This is a genomic window from Novipirellula aureliae, assembly GCF_007860185.1.
Classification (GTDB): Bacteria; Planctomycetota; Planctomycetia; order Pirellulales; family Pirellulaceae; genus Novipirellula_A; species Novipirellula_A aureliae.
This window is the reverse complement of the sequence record NZ_SJPY01000013.1, coordinates 1-18,102: the sequence shown is the minus strand read 5'-3', so window position 1 is coordinate 18,102 and position 18,102 is coordinate 1. Positions and strand designations below refer to the sequence as shown.

Here is an 18,102-nt window from a genome sequence, read left to right as displayed (position 1 = left end):
CCAACGCTTGATTTCAGGGTTAGCAAAAGAGTGGCTGAGGCATCTTGCCTCCGTAAACTGCGGCGGGAAGCCACAGCCACGAAAGATGCTTTCCCTCATTCGTTCGTTGCGACAAAACACTAACCGATATCAACCCAAAGAGAGTCCGCATCATGTTTCGCCAGCTCATGATTAGAATGCACCTTGCTTCCCTGCTACTCATTACCACGACGGCTATTGCGGTCGCAGGCGATCGACCAAATATTTTGTGGTTGACCAGCGAAGACAACAATGTGAATTGGGTGGGATGTTACGGAAACCCCTATGCGGAGACCCCTCATATCGACGAACTTGCTCGAGAGGGTTTTCAGTATATGAATTGCTATTCTGATACGCCCGTTTGTGCGCCACAGCGTTGTACTTGGATCACTGGAGTTTATGCGCTTTCGTTGGGAACCCATCCCATGCGCAGCCGTTATCCGATACCTCATGAATCGATCAAGTACTATCCAGACCACTTAAAGGCGGCAGGCTATTTCGTCGGAAATTCCACCAAGACGGACTACAACATTGGAGGCCGCAAAGACAGCAGTCCTTGGGATACAAAGAAAGTTGATTGGCAATCGCTAAAGAACAACCAGCCGTTCATGATGGTTATCAATACAACCAAGTCACATGAATCGAAGGCGTTTGGTGATATCGATCAAACCGAACACGATCCGCAGCAAGTCCGACTTGCCAAATACCATCCTGACATTGCCGATATCCGCAAAAACTACGCTCACTATCACGATCAAGTAAAAAAGATGGATGCCGATATCGGCGATGCACTTGCGAAGCTTGAGCAAAGCGGGATGGCAGATAATACGATCGTCATTTACAACTCCGATCACGGAGGTGTTCTACCTCGTAGTAAGCGTTTTCTTTACAACAGCGGAATTCATTGCCCGCTCATCATCCGCGTTCCTGAAAAGTTCAAGCATCTTCGGCCAGCGGAGCCGGGAACGAAAATCGAGGATTTAGTCAGTTTTATCGACATGCCAAAAACCTGGCTGCAAATATGCGGAATTGACCCTCCCAGAGCAATGCAGGGAAAGGTTTTTCTGGGCGATAAAAAGGAACCACGCGATTACCAGTTTAGTTTCCGAGGCCGGATGGATGAGCGGATCGACAACATCCGGTCCGTTCGTGACAAACGCTTCTTGTACATTCGTAACTACATGCCCTACGCTCCTTGGGGACATCATCAAGATTACCTTTGGAACATGAAAGCAACCCAAGCTTGGGAAGCCTATCATCGTGAAGGGAAGACCGATGCCGTGACCGGTCGCTTCTTTCAAACCAAGCCGATGGAAGAGCTTTACGACATGGTCGCCGACCCTGACAATGTCGACAATTTGATTGCAGATCCCGAGTACGGTGAAGAGGTAAAGCGGTTGAGTGCACAACTCGACCAATGGCAACTCGAGATCTTTGACGCGGGATTGCTTCCCGAAAGCGAGGTCGTGCGGCGATCGCTCGATTGTGGAAAAACGATCTATGAAATGGTGCGTGACCCGTCATTGTACGACATCGCTGCCTACCAAAACGCTGCCGCCTTGGCGCTTGAACAAGATCCGGCGAACCTGTCCGTTTTTTATAACAACTTGAATGATGAAGACGCGGGCGTTCGCTATTGGGCAATCGTTGGTTGTTTCAATCTTCAAGGACGCACTCCACTTGATCCTGTCATCTTGCACTCGGCACTTCGCGATCCTTCGCACCACGTCCGCATCATGGCTGCCTGGACGGTGTACAAAGAAGGTGACAAGGCAGCGGCACAAGCATGTTGGAATGATCTACTTGAAAACGACTCGTACGCGGCTTTAATGGTGCTCAATGTACTCGATTGGACCGGCGATGGTTTTGATCCTCATATCGAGTCCATTAAAGCATGCAAAACCGATATGGGTGGGAACGTCGAGCGAATCCGAAAATGTATTCTGAATGGAGAGATGTAAGACAATCGATGTCGACTTTAGCTCCCACCAACTGGCTAGTTGCAGCCGATCGGTTAAAGTTTTTGTACTTTCGCCGTCGTTCGATGCTGCGTGTGATCGAGTCTCCATGCTCGATCGGAAGCCGAGCTGCACTTGTGCTAACGGCTGCGTTAGCGAGAGGATAGGACGCGGTTAGTGGGTCGCACCATCCATTCACTAAACTCCGTGATAGCTTTCGACCGCTTGCGTGACCAACGCCAAGTCATCGACACTGAGCGAGACCGCGCCTGCTCCAGCGTTATCGGTTGCTTGAGTCTCATTTCGGGCTCCGCATAAAACGTGCGAACATCCTGTTTGAGCCAGTGTCCAGGCCATCGTCAATTGGGCGATTGAAATCTGATGCTGATCGGCGACCGAACGCATGGTATCGAGCATGCTGTTGACGCGGCGAACGTTCTGTGGCTTGAAACGCTCTTTGCTTGCTCGCTGATCACCGTCAGGATATTGACGATCAGGATCAATTTTTCCTGTCAACAATCCTTGACCGAGGGGGCTGTAGGCTAGAAACGCTATTCCAGCTTGGTCACATTTCGCCAAGTTGGAGGACTCCAGGTCGCGATCCAGCATCGAGTACTTCTCTTGATCGGTATCGAGTTGCCCAAAACTCTGATACTGATCGATTTGATCGACGGTCGCGTTCGATACACCGATTGCTCGAATCTTTCCTTCTCGTTTGAGTTCTTGCAGTACCCCCATCTTTTCTTCGATTGGGACTTTGTCATCTTGCCAATGGGTCTGATACAAATCGATCACATCGGTCTGCAATCGTTTCAGACTTTGTTCAACTTCTTGACGAATCCCATCGGCTCCACCGTAGATAAAGACGTCAAAACTTTTCGCCGACTTTTCACCGGGCATATCATAAATTTTTTCGGTGGTCGAGAATTTCCTTGTCGCTCGTTTTTTCTGTTCATCATTCAGATCCCATCTCATCGTACATTTGGTGGCCAGAACGACACGATCACGACGGTCGGTGATCGCTTTTCCTACAACCTCTTCACTGTGCCCGAACCCGTAGATCGGAGCGGTATCAATCAAATTGCCTCCAGCGTCCAAGAAGGCATGAATGGCGCGAATCGATTCCCTGTCGTCCTGGCCGCCCCACGTCCAGCCGCCAGCTGCCCAAGCTCCGAATCCGACGACGGACGCGTCGATATTTGATAATCCAAGTGGTCGCTTCTTCATGTTTTGTTTCCTGTTAGGCATTTTACGAAAATAGTCCAGCTTCGGACTTTGTGAGCACGATCTGAAATCCAACCAGTGAAAATCGCGTACCACTTACTTAACGCGCCAATAAAATAAAGTTTCCGTTCATCTCACCCACAAAAACGGGGCGATTCAGCCGACGCCCTAAAAAACGTGGCGGGTGCCATCGCCCCCCAAATCGACTTGGGGGTGCCCATTTTTTGTACGTGCGCGTATCGTATGCGCGCGTTCTGTATGCGCGCGTATTGAAAATGCGCGCGTTTCTGTCGCTTCCCGAGCAGCGAGAAACCGAATCGAGGCCCGCACGATCGGATCGGCAAAAAGCCCGGTGGACGTCGTCCTTAATCGCGGCTTGAAAACATCATCATGATCCGCAGAATGTACCAAAACAGCAAAGCGACCGACGCGAACAACGCTAACGATGCTGCAACATGCTGGTCCGTTCGATAGTGGTGCAAGATGTTGGAGGTGTCGTACAAAATGTACCCCGATGCTAAAGCGACCATCAGGGCACTAAAGAGAATGCCTAACGAGAAATTGAAGATAATCCCGGCGACGATGGCCCCAAGTGCGACCAATCCGGCGACGGCCAAGTATTTACCCCAAGGGGCCAAGTCGACACGGGTGGTAAAGACGAACGCGGTCAAGCCTGCAAAGACGACCGCTGTCACGACTGCCGCCATCACTGGGATTTGCGGGTCCAATCGCATTGCGATGTACAATAGCGGAAGCAACAAGATGGCTTCGGCAAAGGTGTAAAGCCCCAAGCCTGCATATTGTAGTCCTACCGACGAGTCACTGTTGGCCCAGCTTCTTGCCATCCAGCTGACGGCCATGAACGCTCCGAGGACAAGCAGCCACCCGTACCCACCGAGCATCCATCCGACCAAGCGATCCATCGTGGCAGCGGGCACGATCGAAAACAATACGACTTCGATCGCGATTAGAGCCAACACGGCTCCGCCCAGATGGGCGTAGGTGCGACGGATAAAGGTTGCTCGAGCCGATTCGCTTGCAAATGCCGCCATCTCGCCTGTAGGAGCGTAAGGACTGTACTGGCTCATCTTGTTCCTCGTCGTTTGAGTGTAATTTGGGCGTTAATTGAATTCGAAACCCAAGAATCGCACAGTATATCGCAAACAAATGTTCGTGTCTTGATACAGACGTTGGGCGAGCGGCAAGATCCACTACGCAGGGCGGGTTATGTATTGAATATCTGAAACACGCTTTAGCAATCTCTTGCGTCTCATGTTATCATGGTAGCAATCGGCGACAAACATCCCATCCTTCTCAGGGTTTCCCACCAACCGCCTCTCATGCCATTCATCGATTGTCGATTTCGCCTCACACTTGCCCGGCGGTTTCCCGCTGTTTCCGCTGTTTCCGCTCTCTTGTTGCTGGTCGCATGGGGACTCTGTGCGATTCCCTGTGCCGCTGAGACAATCGACTTTGCTCAAGAAATACGGCCCCTTTTGTCCGATCGCTGTTTCGCCTGCCATGGACCGGACGAGGCCGCTCGTCGTGCCGATCTTCGTCTTGATCTCGCCGTGGGGCTCGACGATGTCGTTTCGGGCGAGAATCTTGACAGCAGTGAGCTTGTTGCCCGCATCACGAGTGATGACCCGGGCTTCGTCATGCCGCCTCCTGACGACGGCAAACGATTGTCTCGCGAAGAGGTTGCCAAAATTAGACAGTGGCTTGCGGAGGGAGCGGTTTACGAAACCCATTGGTCGTTTATTGCCCCACAAAAAGAATCGTTCTCCAACACGCCGCTGGCGGATGCAACTGCCGCGATCGACTTCTTCGTCGATCGTGAGATCGAACGGGCGGGGCTGACAGCGAACGGACCGGCAGACGATCGAGCGATTCTGCGGCGAGTTTGTTTGGATCTGACCGGGCTTCCGCCATCACGCGGGCAACTCGAAAACTATTTGCGTGATCGATCCAATCGAGCCACTGCAGATTCGGCTTATGAGCGGCTCGTTGATTCCTTACTTGCTTCGCATCATTTTGGCGAACATGTCGGACGCTATTGGCTTGACTTGGTGCGTTTTGGCGATACACACGGCTTGCATCTCGACAACTATCGCGAAATGTGGCCCTACCGAGATTGGGTAATCAATGCCATCAATGACAACATGCCGCTGGATCAGTTTATTACGGAGCAACTTGCAGGCGATTTGCTACCCGATGCGACGGTGGATCAGAAAATCGCGAGTGGTTTTAATCGGCTTAACGTGACGACGAATGAAGCGGGCTCGATTTATGATGAAATCTTCGCAAGAAACGTGATCGACCGAACGGATGCGTTCGGAACCGTTTTCCTGGGGATGACGGTCGGATGCAGCTCGTGTCATGACCACAAGTTCGATCCGATCACCATCCGCGACTACTATTCAATGTCGGCATACTTCAATAGCCTCGATGGTCGAGCAATGGACGACGACATGAAAAATCATGCGCCGTCCATTCTCATTCCCACCGCCGAGCAGGCCGCCGCAATGGAGGATGCCCAACAGCAACTTGCTGCTTTAGAAGACGAGATGAATGGGCCGATCGACACCGTCGACGCGGCTCAGCTCGAATGGGAGCAGTCTGTATCGAATCTTCCTGATACGCCAATCGTAACGCTAGGGGCGACTCATCTTATCGGCCCCTTCCCACAACCGACCACGCTGCTGAGCTACGATCAAGTGTTCGCCTCACAGCAATCCGCGTTTGATCCGAAGCAAAGCTTCGAGTTTGATGGTGAAACGTTCGCATGGACCGAGCGAAACGACTTGCGTTGCTTGGATGTCCATTCACTCGGTATCGTTGAGGATCGCCCGAGCGTAACGGTTCTGCACAAGCGTATCACCGCACCGTCACCCGAAATCGCCACCCTGTTGATTGGAGCTTGCGGCGGATATGTGGTCTATCTAAACGGAGACCAAATCAGCAAACACGAAGGGCCTGATGGAACGCAACCGCTGTCGGATAAAATCGATCTACCACTCGCGAAGGGCAACAATGATCTCTACATCAAATTGGTTCACCATCAAGGCGTCAATCAATTTAGCTATGCGTTCCGATCGCCCTCCATCGAAGTTCCTCCGCAATTGATCGAGCTGTTGCGAATTCCGAAGCTGGACCGATCGGAGCAACAAAGCGCTGCAATACAACGGTATTACCGCAGCGTCTATTGCACGCATCCCGATTGGACTTTGCTTGTCAATCTAAAGAGGGGTCTACAACAGGCGATCCGTTCCATCCGCGAAAGCATAACAACGACCTTGGTTTGGAAAGAGCTTGCGGAACCCAAACAAGCCTACGTCCTAGATCGTGGCCAGTATGATTCGCTTGGCGAGTCGGTCGAGCGGCGAACGCCATCGTTTTTGCCTGGCATGTTAAAAGGGTGGCCTAATGATCGGTTGGGATTGGCAAAGTGGCTGGTTTCCGAAACACATCCACTGACGAGTCGAGTCGCAGTGAACCGGTATTGGCAGCAGATATTTGGTACCGGACTTGTGAAAACAAGCGAGGACTTTGGAAGCCAAGGTTCTCTGCCAAGCCACCCCGAGCTGCTCGATTGGTTGTCGGTCGACTTTCGCGAAAGCGGTTGGAACGTAAAACAGCTATTCAAGGCGATCGTGATGAGTAACGCCTACCGTCGATCCGCAGAAACCGATGCGGACCAATTGAGAATCGACCCAAACAATCGGCTGCTTGCCCGTGGACCTCGATTCCGTCTCGATGCGGAAGTGCTCCGAGATCAAGCGTTGGCCTTGTCATGTTTACTCGTCGACCAAGTGGGGGGACCGAGTGTCAGGCCGCCGCAACCAGCGGGACTTTGGAAAGCGGTGGGGTATTCCTCCAGCAACACAGCCGTCTTCGTTGCCGATTCCGGTGACAACGTCTACCGCCGGAGTGTTTACATGTTTTGGAAGCGAACCAGTCCACCACCACAAATGACCACGTTCGATGCCCCCAGTCGTGAGTCGTGTACAGCTCGGCGAGAACGAACCAACACTCCGCTGCAAGCGTTGGTACTATTGAATGAGACGCAATACATGGAAGCAGCGAAGCAGTTCGCGAATAGGGTGTTCGCTGTGCCTGGCCTTTCAACGACGACGAAAAAGATTGATTGGGCATTTGAAACCATCACGATGCGGCCACCCACGATGGAAGAACGACAGGAGATTGAATCGTTGATCGCTGATTTGACGGTGTATTACGAAAATCATCTAGAATTGGCGAGTCAGCTCAGTGGTGATTCGTCGGCGGAGTTAGCTGCTTGGATCGTCGCCGCCAGTACGCTACTCAACCTCGATGAAGTCTTATGCAAATAGACGCTCGTGCTTTTTCGGCAAAAGGACGAGCGATGGCCGTAGTGGATCTTGTTAAAGATCCCCAAGCGGAAGGATCTTTAACAAGATCCACTACACTAAGAATAGATGGAGCGGAAGGATCTTTAACAAGATCCACTACGCTAAGAATAGATGTTAACGGACACTAGGAATTCTATCGATGTCATACGCAATGGAACCTCATCTAGAATTGGCGAGTCAGCTCAGTGGTGATTCGTCGGCGGAGTTTGCTGCTTGGATCGTCGCCGCCAGTACGCTACTCAACCTCGATGAAGTCTTGTGCAAATAGACGCTCGTGCTTGTTCGGCAAAAGGACGAGCGATGGCCGTAGTGGATCTTGTTAAAGATCCCCAAGCGGAAGGATCTTTAACAAGATCCACTACACTAAGAATAGATGGAGCGGAAGGATCTTTAACAAGATCCACTACGCTAAGAATAGATGTTAACAGACACTAGGAATTCTATCGATGTCATACGCAATGGAACCCGGGCAATCCGCACGAGAGCAGTTGACCAGACGAGCGTTCTTTTCTCGTACTTCCGCCGGCCTTGGAGCGGTTGCATTGGCTTCGCTTGATGCCTCAAACGGGATAGGCAACGCAAAAGCAACTGAAATGGAAGGGCACGGTGGATTGCCGGGTTTGCCGCATCATCCACCGAAAGCCAAACGTGCGATTTATCTGTTTATGGCGGGAGCCCCGAGCCAAATGGACATGTGGGATCACAAACCTGCAATGGCCGATTGGTTTGACAAAGATTTGCCTGAATCGATTCGTATGGGGCAGCGTTTGACGACGATGACTAGCGGCCAAGATCGGTTTCCAATCGCACCGAGCATCTACAAATTTTCGCCGCACGGGGCAAACGGCACGATGGCCAGTGAATTGATTCCGCACATGGCGAGCAAAGTGGATGACATCGCATTGATCAAATCAATGTACACCGACGCGATCAATCATGATCCAGCCATCACGGCTATCTGCACCGGAAATCAATTGCCGGGCAAAGCCAGTTTGGGGGCATGGCTAAACTATGGACTCGGCAGTGTCAACGAAAACTTGCCAGGCTTTGTCGTCATGACGGCTTCCTGGACAGGACGCCAAGAAGCCCAAGCTCTCTACAACCGGTTATGGGGCAGCGGATTCTTGCCGAGCAAACATCAAGGTGTAGCGTTGCGGAGCAGCGGCGATCCGGTGCTTTACTTATCGAACCACGCTGGGATCGATCCTGTCGTCCGTCGCAGGATGCTCGATTCGCTATCGGCGATCAACAAAAATACTGCCGAACGTATCGGCGATCCCGAAACCAATGCGAGAATTGCTCAATATGAAATGGCGTTTCGGATGCAAACCAGCGTCCCTGATTTGACCGACATTAGCGATGAGCCACAACATGTTCTCGATCTTTACGGTCCCGATGTGCGGACGCCAGGCACGTTTGCCAATTGTTGCTTGATGGCTCGCCGGATGGCAGAGCGAGGGGTACGTTTTTCTCAAATTTTTCATCGAGGATGGGATCAGCATGACGTGCTCCCCAAAGATCTACCGAATCAATGCCGCGATGTCGATCAGGCTTCCTCGGGATTGCTAGCCGATCTCCGCCAACGCGGATTGCTTGACGATACGCTTGTGGTTTGGGGAGGAGAATTTGGGCGAACGATCTATTGTCAAGGCAAACTGACGCTGAACAACTATGGTCGGGACCATCATTCCAAGTGCTTTACCGTTTGGATGGCTGGTGCCGGTGTTCGGGAGGGTGTCGTTCATGGTGAAACGGACGAGTTCAGTTACAACATCGTCAAAGATCCTGTTCACATCCGCGATCTCAATGCAACCATCATGCACGTAATGGGAATCGACTCGGATCGCTTCACCTATCCGTTCCAGGGACTCGACCAAAAGCTAACGGGCGTCGAATCAAGCCGAGTGGTTCGCGAGATTTTGCTATAGTTAGACCGCGTGCCCAACGCCAGTGTGATCAATGGAGTTCGTTATGGTACGACCGTAACGTTTGCTCTCAGACGCTTGTTCTGCGAAACAACGGGCGCTTTACCGCTGGCCGTTTTCAAGCCTTGAATCACGACTTCCTTGGTCAGTGTGTAAGGAAAAGATCGCTTCGACTCAGGTATCTCTCTTCCTCGATCTGGATCATCAAACAAGTACATGCCTTGATAGTTGGCAGGAACATTCGAATCGTCAACGAACAACCCGTCGATGGTCACACGGGTCGGCATGAAACATTGATAGCCAAAGTCATGAGTTGAATCGTTACGGACTTGCATCAATATCGGCCAAGTTTGTCTGCCGCCGGATGGTATCCATCGGCAGTTACGAATGACGACATCACCTTCCCAAGTACTTCCATAATCGCTTCGCAAGCTAATCAGAGAACGTCCATGCAAGGTGGAGTCTTCCACCGTCAACCGTCCGCGTCCGATCGCGTTGAGTCCAGCGTGTCCCAGCGTACAGCGGCGAATGGTATAAGTACCGGAAACTCCCATGTGTGTATCCATTCGGGATAAAACGCAGTCCTCCAGCAAAATGTTCTTGCAGTGGTTGGTGCCGATGACGCCCCACAAGGAACGGTCCAAGATATTGTCCATCGTGCAGCCGATCATGCAAAAGTTGACGACGCTGCTCGCTTGGAAATCATACGACCCCATGCTAACCGGCTTATTGGCCGATCCGATGGTTTGGTACGTTTTATGTCCTGTTGCAAAACAATCTCGGAGAGTCACGTTCGCACAATCTCGAACAGAAATAAAACCTGAGTAAGGATGCCCCACCTCGGTTTCACCCACGACGTGATGTGTTAATCCAATCACCTCCGTATTGGATCGCGAAATCTTGATATTTCTGGACCAGTAGTTGTAGCCGGTCTCTTGCTTCATGCGATTTGCAATCGTCGTAAAGACGCCTCCGCGAAGAACGAGCCGATCACTATCGATTGGCCGCACAGTGACGCGAGTCACATCTTCGTAATCCCAATCGATGTCACCTTCGATGGTTCCGTCGCGGTGCAAAATAAAGCAATCGCTCTGTGCTACGCCCGAGTTTTGGTTATTTCCTTTGCGTCGATATCGTTTGGTATTGTCGTCGAATACGGTGAGATAGCAATCTCGCACCGGATGCACGTCCAATTGCTTCTGATCTCGCTTCAGACGTGTGATCTTTAACGGCTCGCTGTTTAACAACGATCGCACCTCAAAAAGTGATTTCTTGTGATTGTCGACCGATGTATCGTCAATAATAAACTTCGAAGTATTCCAATCGGTGTCGGTAGCAATGATGGCGGTTATCGCCTGGTGCCCCAGATGGTAGGTTGCGTTGGGTTTTGACCTGACACTCAAAGCATGCTTGTTTGCATGGGCATGCGCTTTACAAATCGCTGGCAAATCATCAGCGATTCCATCCCCTACAGCCCCAAACGATTCATAATCGACGTAGTCGGCATTGCGATTCGCATCGTTTTCAATTTCCATCGCTGCGATTGGTGAGATGCCGCCCAACAGACTGATCAACAGCGTGTAGCAAACCGATCTCCATACGAATCGATTGTCTTGGTAGTGAAAGCGATTTCGGCGTGGTTGCTTGATCATCTTCGTGTCGTGAATTTCGGGGTAAGGGTATTGGAGGGGATCGTTCAACTTAAATGGGGACGAGTACAATGTGGAAGGAGGATTTTTGGGCATGCCCCGGGTGTTCCAAGTTCAAAGGATACCAAAACATAACGCAACCCGAGGAACTCGCTAACGAGAATCACAGAATTTCCGTTGTGACAGAAGTTAGGTATATTCGAAGGTCTTGCAAAGCGTACGTTTCGATCGCCAACCATGCAAACTGAATTGCTTTGCCTCTTTTCACGTGTCTGCGACCAAGTGGCCACCAAACAGGAGTTGGCATGGCTCAACATGTCGATGCGAGAGGATCCGCGGGTTCGCTATCTTTATTGGGAATTCATCGCAGCGGAGATTGAGATTCAGACTTGGATTAATCAGCCCGATGGGGAGTTTGTGTTTCGCCGAAATGACGGCGGCAACTGTACGCGATACTGGACTCCTCCCTCTGCCTCTTTGCTCGGTGCCGACGACGGGCCGATTCGTGAACATCATCCATCACTTCTCGACCACCGTCGCATTGTTTTCAGGCCGGAGGCCTAGCTCTGCTGAGGAGCAACTTGCCTAGGGACAACGGGGGTCAGGGCGGGAAGAATGTCTTGCTTGGCCTTGATTAAAACGCTCGTCTGCCTAGCCCGGATGATTCATGGGCTTGCAAATTGTTTTGCTAACGTCTACGCCTTCAAGCGTTTACGTTCATTGCTCGAAAAACAGTCTGCGTATTAGCCGTTTTGGCGTTAGCGGCCTGTCGATATAATCGGTTTGACTCGACTGATTGTTTAACGCCAAGCCATAGGCGACCGCTTTTGGAAAAGCTGACGCCTTCGGCTAAGCGTTAAACGATTAAATCGACAGGCCGCTATTGCCAAAACGGCTAATGAATCATCCGGGCTAGCGCCGAATCGTGAACTTTGTGGTCCTCCGAATGCCAAAGCGAGTGCGGCAAGCCCCGGTAGAAAGCGATAGCCATACGGTTCTTCCCGCTACTTCCAATATGGTATACCGGTCCTCCTTCTCCTATCGGGACTTGCAAATTCGTACTTCTAAATCTTGGAGCGTTCACGTAGGTGAGTCTTTCTGAAACTCGCGACCACCGCGACGCTCATCGCTGCATCGATCTCGATGGTACGCGAGTTATCGAATTGGAGTTTGCGCCATGCTATCCGCCTAGCTCGCTCCGACTCTCGTCGGAAAAGCGTTTCTCCGGTTTACTACGTCAAAAGTAGAAACTACAATGTGTTGCAGGACGTCGTGTTGTGCACGGCCGGCCTGCTTGCCCACCACAGCGTCCTCGGTTTCCCACCTGGCGACACGTGAGAATGCCATCGAGTCGTAGAGATCTGATAGAGTGATACGCACACTTTCAGCTCAACCCACCAACGAATTTTATACTCACGCAACCGCATTCCACCCCCAGTAAAGACAGACGAGTCCTTTGTCACAACGAAGAATCAATCAGGGTAAGCATCTTTGGTGGCTGTGGCTTCCCGTCGCAGTTTACGGGGGCGAGATACCCCAGCCATTCTATGCCAAGCCTAAAATCAAGCGGTGACAAAGCACTCGTGGTCCTGCACCTTTTCATATGGAGCCTAGTCAATCTCGCCAGAGATTGGATCGACGCGATAAGCGACGTCCCAAGTCTGGCAACTTCGGCTGTGGTCAAACCCATCGTTTTAACAGTCCCACAGCGTTAACTCGACAGTGTCAAAAGCTCAGATTGTTATATTTGCCAAACATCCAGAAACAACATCCATTCCTTAGAAGACTTCTTGTAAATTGAGATCACAGATCATGACAATGAAAAACAAATGGCTCGGCGGTTTAATAATCGGCCTCGTTTTACTGGCCGCTCGTACTCTCGGAGCACAGGAAAAGCAACCGTATGACGGCAGCTGGGAATCACTGCAAAAGATGCCTGTTCCTGCTTGGTTTGATGATGGAAAGATTGGTATCTTCATTCACTGGGGTCCCTACAGTGTGATTGGCTACCGCCAAGGAGGTCGAGGCTATGCCGAGCACGTCCCCAAGCTGCTCTATTCAGGGCGAGAGCACTACTACCCCTACATGCAAGATCGGTGGGGAGCGACACCACCAGACTTCGGCTACAAGGATATCATTCCTGAATTCAAAGCCGAGAACTGGGATCCCGAGGCATGGGCAAAGCTCTTTGCGGATGTCGGCTTCAAATACTGTGTCATGACGGCCGAGCATCATGATGGCTGGGCGAACTGGGATTCGGATCTCACTCCCTGGAACGCGATGGACATGGGTCCGAAACGGGACCTCGTCGGCGATCTTGGAAAAGCCTTGAAAACGCATGGTCTGAAGTTCGCACCTTCCTACCACCGTGAGCGCCATCAGACCTTTTTCGCGAAGAAGCTTTATCAAGTCGATGCGGTGCCTCAAGATGATATTGCCGAAGAGATCCGACGTGTTCCCGAGGCGGCTTCTTTGTATGGCCCCTTCGGATTGAGCAAAGAGTTTGTCGACGACTATGTGGCGCGTTGGAAAGAGATTCAGACAAAGTACCAGCCTGACTTCCTCTGGATCGATGACGTACCGATCTTCACCCGAAACGGTAACAACTCGCGAACGGTTCCTCCCGACTTCAAACCGGAGGTCCAATACTTCTACGATAGTTTTCGGAATATGATCACTGATTTCATGAACGATGGAGCAGCGCGCGGTGCAGAAGTCTACGTCAACAACAAGGGCGGCAATCGCAACTGGCCTGCGGGAGTTGGATGTTTGGAAAAGGACAATCTCAAACTCAAAGTGATTGGGCCCAAATGGGAAAGTTGCACAACCTTTGGAACCTCGTTCGGATATCTAGAAGGAGACCGATACAAGTCCATCGAACGCGTGATTCACGAGATGGTTGAAGTAATCAGCCGTAACGGAAATTTCCTAGTAAACATCGGGCCGAAGCCAGATGGCACCATTCCAGAACCTCAGATGGAACGTCTGATGGCGATGAAGAGTTGGCTGTCGATTAACGGAGACGCGATCTACGGTTCCCGCTATTGGAAAGAGAGCGAGCAGCAAGATGAGCAATTGGCTTTCACGACCAACGGTAAAAAACTTTATGCGATCAAACTTAGCAAGCCAGATGCACCGTTTGTGATCACAGGTATGGCAGGCTGGGACGCAGAGAAGGTGGCATCCGTCCGCTTGCTCGGATCCGATGCCCCGGTGAGTTATCAAATGACGCCGCAGGGATTGAAAATTACCCCCCCAACGGATCTTGGCCAAAGTGAACATGCCTGGTCCTTTGAAATTGTGACCGACGAGAACCAGCACCATCCCAATGTCATCGTTCACGATGCGGATCAGGCGCTGACGGGAACGAAGGAGGTTGATTTGGAAGGACGAGCCGACCAGTCCGATCCTAGGCATCCGCCCATGAAACCTTTCACCCTATCAGGCGCAACGGTGGTCATCGAAACCGCCTCGAGCGCCACTGGCTTCGCCAAGCTGCCGCTCGCAGAGGCCTCCACCTGGACCGTTACCGCAAATCCGCAGACCAAGAACGATCCCCTTCGATCACTCTGCGACGGAAAACTTTCTACAGGCATCGGCCCGGTGTTCGCGAATGGTGTCCAGAACGGATCCTACAGACTGGACTTAGGCACGACACAATCTGTCTCAGCGATTACCAGTTGGTCCGTTGATTACAAAGGAAAGCGTGGGGCTCAAAAGATAGCTCTGTACGCCAGCGACGCGGCGACCGATCCCGGCTGGGATCTCAGCGATTACACACCGCTAGGCACAATCGATACGGGGAAGGCCGAGGCCAACTATACTGCGGCTTCCTTACGTGCCACCGAAGGTCATTCGCTTGGCAAATTCCGATGGATCGTCTGGGCGGTTTCGCCAGTCACTGAAAGCGGAGGCGGTGAAAATACCGCCTTTCAGGAGCTCGCTGTTGAACTGGCGCCGTCTACTTGAGTAGCGATGACCGCTTGTGGCATTGGCATGCCTTTTACGAAGAGTTGTACGGCGTCGATCCGGAAAACTTCGCTCCCGTGAAGGCGAGCCGAAGGTCCTGCTGCGCTACGGCGCGCAAGAACAAACGCAACGAAAAAAGCTGAATCATGAACCCCAAACGCTCAAAGCGAATCGGCAACAAACCCTTCTTCCTCTCTATCGCCCGCAACGATCCGCACACCCCATCTATAGCCGGGAAGGCGTTTGCGGGCGTCTCCAAAGGTGGGGTGCGTGGCGACGTCATCGCGGAACTTGATTGGGGGTTCGGCGAGATGATCAAGGCGTTTGGCGAAGCGGGAATCCCATCCCGAGATTGTGAAACAGATGTTGAAAACGGGGAAACAGACGCGCTCCGAACTCGGCGAATACAGGCACTGCCCAGCGGCCAACGGGATCGGCCATTCCCAACGCCCCGATCATCAGCAATGGGAAGGATTGGGAAACGGTCGATGCGGCCATGCGAGCGGGAAAAGTGAATGCGAAGCAGGAATCCAAAAAAACGACTCACCGCAAGTAACTGGAATTAAACTAGTCTTGCAGATCGATACGAAAGAAGTCCCTGTCTAGGAATGGAACTGAGATGAAGAGATGTTTTGCAATTGTATTGGTAACTGTCTTGGCAGTGCCGAATCTGTTTGCCGCACCGGTTGTGGTTCAATCGCCGGATGGTCAAACCGCGGCCGCCTTTGAAGTGACCAATGGGGAGTTGTTCTACTCGGTTTCGAGAGACGGCAAGCCGGTTATCGGTTCCTCCAAGCTGGGGATTTTTGCAGGCGCGGAAATAGCAGTGGTCGATCAGTCGATACGCGAAAACGACACAAGCTGGGAACCGGTATGGGGACAGTTCGCCACGATCCGTGACCACCATCGTGAGTTGTCGCTTTCGCTCACGGCCGACGGCATCCCGGTCAACCTGCTTTGCCGGGTCTTCGATACCGGCATCGGCTTCCGCTTTGTGCTGACAGAGGCGTCCGAAGGGAAAAGAATGACATTTACCAGCGGCTACAACGTGCTCAACGGCGCGGCCCATTACGCAGGACAGCGTGGCGGCACCGTTGGGGATCCGGCAACGGCGAAGAAGATAGCCGTTCCTCTGGTAACAGAACGTACTGACGGGTTGCATTTGGCATTGCTTGAATCCGATCTCTATTCGTCAACAGGATTCGAGAGCATGGCCCTGGGCGCTAATCCGGCGACCAAGACGCTAGCGGCCACGCAGTCAGCGGTTTCAAGCGGTGAGGGACAGATGACCCCATGGCGGGTCATCCTGCTCGGCGAAACGGCAGGAGATTTATGCGTCAATACCGTGGCGTTAAACCTAGCCGCCCCTTGCAAATTGGACGATACGAGCTGGATCAAGCCGGGCAAGGGACTGTGGGATTGGCGCGTTCACGGCTACGACAACGGCGAATTTGTTTACAACATCGATACACGTAGTTACCTACGCTACATCGACTTCTGCGCTGAGCAGGGAATTGAATACTTTACCGTGGACGATTTCTGGTTCACGAGTGCGGAGGATGGGGAAATGGTCGTCGCGCCCGAAGTTGACATCGAAAAGGTGATGGCCTACGCCAAAGATAAGGGCGTCAAGATCATGCTCTACTACGATCGCAAGAAGGGCAACTTCGGTGATAGAACACTGTTCCGCCACTATGCGAAACTCGGTGCCTCGGGCATGAAATATGGCTTCATGGGCAACAAGGCCGATTTCACTCGCGATTCCATCCATGCAGCCGCGGAAAACCATTTGCTGATTAATTTTCATGACGGACCTGTACCGATGACGGGCGTCGAGAGAACGATGCCCAACTTGATCTCGCGAGAATATTGCCACGGCCAACAGGATAGCCGAAGCGCTTTCACACCGGAAACCTTTCTCAGGATGGCGATGGTGAGTGGATTGACGGGGCCACTTGATATGTCCAATGGCAACTTCGGCCTCAACAGCATCAATGCGGGCGAGCGAATGAAAGGCCCGAGAAAACGGAACTCCTATGTTTCAACGGTTGTTAGCGAGGTGGCTCGGACGCTGGTGATCTATACCGGTCTTGTCACACTACCCGATGCGCCGGAAGAGTATCTGAAGAAGGCCGACCTGTTTGAATTCCTTAAATTGATGCCTGCAACGTGGGACGATACTCTCGTGCTGAACTCAAAGATCGGAGAATACATCACAACCGCCCGCCGATCCGCTGATGTCTGGTTTGTCGGATCGGTCAGCGATCAAACCAGCCGGACCTTGGATGTCCCACTCGATTTTCTCGAGCCAGGAAAAACCTATCAGGCCACTCTTTACCAGGACGCACCCGATACGCACGGTCTTTCCAACTCCGAAGCCTATGAAATCAAAACCGTGACCGTCAAAAGCGGCGACGTGATTCACGCAAAAATGGCCGTCGGCGGCGGACACGCCATGATCCTGCGACCGTTGAAATAGCCCGAGACGGTTCCGGGGTGATACGAAAAGGTTAGCAGGTACTCAACCGCAATGATGGACCGTCGTCGAGTCGTTCGTCTCGCGATCGGCCGAAAGTCCATTGTAAATCTCCCGAGTGGTTGCCTGCCCCTGTTTCCACAAAATCTTCAATATTGCCAACTCGGCCTCGGTCGGTTGCGAAGAAACAGGTCTAGCCATCGGTAAACTCCGTCAAGAAGATGCCCATGTCAACATGCATTTTGAGAAAGCCACGAAGCTGTACGTGAAAAAGTTTCTGATGACGATGGATTGATGGCCACGAAAAACACAAGAAGACACAAAAAACTGGAATAGTGTTTTAGATCATTTTTAGCTTTGCTTTGTGGGTGCATGACCGGGTTTGTTAGGAATCCTTGATTTTGGTCTTGCGGCAGCGGTGGCGGAAACCATCGTTTCTTTGGCCTCGGCGTTTCCAGAAAGCGTCTCGATCGTGCGTTTCGCTCAAGTCGT

The 18,102-nt window shown here is 52.0% G+C and carries 12 protein-coding genes; 8 read left to right on the top strand and 4 right to left on the bottom strand.

The genetic code is table 11. The features are described 5' to 3' along the window. The first annotated feature begins 152 nt into the window (after positions 1–152). Complete coding sequence (locus tag Q31b_RS26700) at positions 153–1,979, top strand: sulfatase-like hydrolase/transferase (protein WP_197172450.1); 1,827 nt, start codon at positions 153–155, stop codon at positions 1,977–1,979. Positions 1,980–2,174: 195 nt separating this feature from the next. On the opposite strand, the gene Q31b_RS26695 is transcribed toward Q31b_RS26700, so the two are convergent. Both Q31b_RS26695 and Q31b_RS26690 read right to left on the bottom strand, forming a co-directional pair. Then, complete coding sequence (locus tag Q31b_RS26695; RefSeq protein WP_146602734.1) at positions 2,175–3,203, bottom strand: aldo/keto reductase; 1,029 nt, start codon at positions 3,201–3,203, stop codon at positions 2,175–2,177. A 362-nt stretch (positions 3,204–3,565) separates the two neighbouring features. Then, on the bottom strand, positions 3,566–4,288 hold the full coding sequence (locus Q31b_RS26690) for a Bax inhibitor-1/YccA family protein (RefSeq protein WP_146602733.1): 723 nt from the start codon (positions 4,286–4,288) through the stop codon (positions 3,566–3,568). Between the two features lie 252 nt (positions 4,289–4,540). Here Q31b_RS26690 and Q31b_RS26685 point away from each other — a divergent pair, with 252 nt between their 5' ends. The 3 genes from Q31b_RS26685 to Q31b_RS26680 all read left to right on the top strand — a co-directional run bounded on the left by Q31b_RS26685 (position 4,541) and on the right by Q31b_RS26680 (position 9,519). After that, the gene (locus tag Q31b_RS26685; RefSeq protein WP_146602732.1) at positions 4,541–7,552 is read left to right on the top strand and encodes a DUF1553 domain-containing protein; all 3,012 of its coding nucleotides are present in this window, start codon (positions 4,541–4,543) and stop codon (positions 7,550–7,552) included. A gap of 178 nt (positions 7,553–7,730) precedes the next feature. After that, positions 7,731–7,859 (top strand): hypothetical protein, encoded by a 129-nt coding sequence (locus Q31b_RS29450; RefSeq protein WP_261343889.1) that lies wholly within the window; start codon positions 7,731–7,733, stop codon positions 7,857–7,859. A 178-nt stretch (positions 7,860–8,037) separates the two neighbouring features. After that, positions 8,038–9,519, top strand: a complete 1,482-nt coding sequence (locus Q31b_RS26680; RefSeq protein ID WP_231617879.1) for a DUF1501 domain-containing protein — start codon at positions 8,038–8,040, stop codon at positions 9,517–9,519. A 41-nt stretch (positions 9,520–9,560) separates the two neighbouring features. Here Q31b_RS26680 and Q31b_RS26675 read toward each other — a convergent pair whose 3' ends face one another. Beyond that, entirely contained in the window at positions 9,561–11,168 is a 1,608-nt protein-coding gene (locus Q31b_RS26675; protein ID WP_146602731.1) for a hypothetical protein, read from the bottom strand. Positions 11,169–11,402: 234 nt separating this feature from the next. Here Q31b_RS26675 and Q31b_RS26670 point away from each other — a divergent pair, with 234 nt between their 5' ends. The 4 genes from Q31b_RS26670 to Q31b_RS26655 all read left to right on the top strand — a co-directional run bounded on the left by Q31b_RS26670 (position 11,403) and on the right by Q31b_RS26655 (position 17,613). Beyond that, positions 11,403–11,729 (top strand): hypothetical protein, encoded by a 327-nt coding sequence (locus Q31b_RS26670; protein WP_146602730.1) that lies wholly within the window; start codon positions 11,403–11,405, stop codon positions 11,727–11,729. A gap of 1,254 nt (positions 11,730–12,983) precedes the next feature. Then, entirely contained in the window at positions 12,984–15,134 is a 2,151-nt protein-coding gene (locus tag Q31b_RS26665) for an alpha-L-fucosidase (protein ID WP_231617878.1), read from the top strand. A gap of 146 nt (positions 15,135–15,280) precedes the next feature. Further along, positions 15,281–15,649, top strand: a complete 369-nt coding sequence (locus Q31b_RS26660; RefSeq protein WP_146602728.1) for a hypothetical protein — start codon at positions 15,281–15,283, stop codon at positions 15,647–15,649. A 104-nt stretch (positions 15,650–15,753) separates the two neighbouring features. Beyond that, complete coding sequence (locus Q31b_RS26655) at positions 15,754–17,613, top strand: glycoside hydrolase family 97 protein (RefSeq protein ID WP_146602727.1); 1,860 nt, start codon at positions 15,754–15,756, stop codon at positions 17,611–17,613. Between the two features lie 42 nt (positions 17,614–17,655). On the opposite strand, the gene Q31b_RS26650 is transcribed toward Q31b_RS26655, so the two are convergent. Further along, positions 17,656–17,811, bottom strand: coding sequence for a BlaI/MecI/CopY family transcriptional regulator (locus Q31b_RS26650; RefSeq protein ID WP_146602726.1), 156 nt, complete (start codon positions 17,809–17,811; stop codon positions 17,656–17,658). Positions 17,812–18,102: the final 291 nt, after the last annotated feature.